The sequence below is a fragment of the Marilutibacter aestuarii genome (assembly GCF_006546775.1).
GTDB lineage: Bacteria > Pseudomonadota > Gammaproteobacteria > Xanthomonadales > Xanthomonadaceae > Marilutibacter > Marilutibacter aestuarii.
Window position 1 is genome coordinate 1 of the sequence record NZ_VICE01000151.1, and the last position, 2,297, is coordinate 2,297.

Genomic DNA, 2,297 nt, shown 5'->3' on the forward strand with positions numbered 1-2,297 from the left:
CGCGGCAGCGCGATCGGCGCCGTGCTGGCCGCCCTGGCCCTGGCGGTGGCGATCGTCGACCTCGGCGTCGGCGCCGGCCTGTGCGCCATGCTCGGCCACTGGATGCTGGCCATGCTCGTCCTACCCTGGCTGGGCGCCTGGCGCGAGGTCGCGGCAGCCTCGCCGGCGGGGCCGCGGCCATGATGTGGGGACGCGCGAGCGCGGCCCTGGTGCCGGGCTTCTTCCTCGCCGCCGGCCTGATGGGCCTGGCCTGCTGGGCGCTGCCGGGACCGTGGCAGTCCACCCTGGTGCCCGGCCTGGTGGCGTTCTTCCCGTTGTGGATCTGCGTGGCGGGCGCCGCCTTCGCCTTCGCCAGCGGCACGCGCGCGTGGGCCTGGCTGGGCGGCCTGGCGCTCGCCTGCCTGGGCGGTCTGTGGCTGCTGCAGCAGTGGGGCTGGGTGCAATGAGGCCGCTGCCATGAAGCTTGCGTCGCGCACCTTGCGCACCTTCACCGCGCTGCATACCTGGACGGGGCTGGTCGCGGGCTTCGCCCTGTTCGTGGCCTTCTATGCAGGCGCACTGACCGTCTTCCACCACGACCTGCAGGCCTGGGAATCGCCGGGCACGATGCGCGCCGCGCCGGAGACGCTCGACGATGCGCAACGCCTGCTCGACGCGACCCTCGCGCGGCATCCCGCGGCCCGCGTCCACGTCGGCATGGTCTTCCCCGGCGGCGAGTACCCGGTGGCCTCGAGTTACTGGCAGGACGAGTCGGGGACCTGGCGCTTCGCCACGCTGCAGGACCTGGAAGGCAGCGACAAGCCCTTCGGCGGCACCCTCTCGGAGCTGGTCAACCTGCTCCATTACTCGCTGGGGATCCCGGTCGCCGGTACCTGGCTGATGGGCGTGGTGAGCCTGCTGTACGGCCTGGCCCTGCTGTCGGGCCTGGTCATCCACTTGCCGAAACTGCTCGGCGACCTGTTCGCCCTGCGCCCCGGACGCAACCTCAAGCGCTTCTGGCAGGACGCGCACAACGTGGTCGGCGTGCTCAGCCTGCCAATGCACATCATGTTCGCGGTCACCGGGGCGCTGCTGTGCCTGGCCTTCGTGACGCTCATGGCGCTCGATCCGCTGGTGTACCGCGGCGGCGGCATGCAGGCCGTCCCGGCTGCGATGGACACCGCGCCGCTGGTCGAGCCCGACGGCACGCCCGCCGCGCCTGCGCCGCTGGCGCGGATGGTCGACATCGCGACCGCCACCGCGCGGGCGCACGGCCTGGACGCATTCGAGCCGGCCTATCTCAAGCTGGCCCACGGTGGCGATGCCCGTGCCACCCTCGAGATCACCGGCGAGTCGCCGGGTTCGCTCGGTCCGCTGGGCACGGTGGCGCTGGACGCGCACACCGGCGAAGTGCTGGCCACCCAGTTGCCCGGCACGCGCGACGCGAACCACGCGACCCTGGCCGCGGCCTACGCCCTGCACTTCGGCGAGTTCGGCAACGCCGGGGTGGCCTGGCTGTACTTCCTGCTGGGGCTGGGCGGGGCGTTCCTGTTCTACTCCGGCAACCTGTTGTGGATCGAATCGCGCCGCAAGCGACGCCAGGTCGAGCAGGGGCGGGCGCCGCAGGGCATGGCCCGGGCGACGGTCGGCGTCTGCCTCGGCGTCTGCGTGGCGATCTCCGCCGCGTTCGTGGCCACCCAGCTGCTGCAATGGCCCGCGCTGGGCTTCCGGGGCGAACTCGAGAGCGGCGTCCGACTGGCCTGCTTCGGCACCTGGGCGGCCTGCGCGGCCTGGGCGGCGCTGCGCCCACCGGCACGGGCGGCACGCGAACTGCTCGCCGCGGCGGCGATCACCACCGCGCTGGTGCCGCTGGCGCATGGACTGGCGACCGGCGCGTGGTTCTGGCGAGCCGCCGCCGCCGGCCACTGGAACCTGTTTGCCATCGACGCCGGTGCCCTGGCCCTGGCCTTCGGCTTCGCCTGGCTGGCCCGGCTCAGCGCACGCCGCGCGCGCTCGGGCGATCCGCACAGCGTGTGGGCGGACCCGTCCGTGCAGGCGCGCGGGGCTTGAGCCTGTTTTACGGTTGGTCGCGGGCCGGCGCGGGCCGACCGTCACGACGCCGAAAAAAGTGACCCGGGCGGGGCGCTTGGTGGGATGACGCAGGATTGCAGGCCCAGGCCGGCAGGGCCGTCGGGTGGGTAGAGCCGAAGGCGAAACCCACCATCGTGCAGCCGTACGCATGAGGCACGATGGGTTTTGCTTCGCGCAATCCATCGTGCGAGGGGAGACTTGAGGCCAAGGCAAGATCAAGGGCTTCC

At 72.7% G+C, this 2,297-nt stretch carries 2 protein-coding genes and 1 pseudogene; all 3 read left to right on the top strand.

Features of this window, described 5'->3' with window-relative positions; genetic code table 11:
• Positions 1–183, top strand: a pseudogene (locus FKV25_RS16330) (hypothetical protein); the annotation flags it as partial.
• On the top strand, positions 180–446 hold the full coding sequence (locus tag FKV25_RS15675; protein ID WP_342777175.1) for a hypothetical protein: 267 nt from the start codon (positions 180–182) through the stop codon (positions 444–446). The pseudogene FKV25_RS16330 and the gene FKV25_RS15675, both read left to right, overlap by 4 nt.
• Positions 447–456: 10 nt before the next feature.
• Positions 457–2,049, top strand: a complete 1,593-nt coding sequence (locus FKV25_RS15680) for a PepSY-associated TM helix domain-containing protein (protein ID WP_141519726.1) — start codon at positions 457–459, stop codon at positions 2,047–2,049.
• Positions 2,050–2,297: the final 248 nt, after the last annotated feature.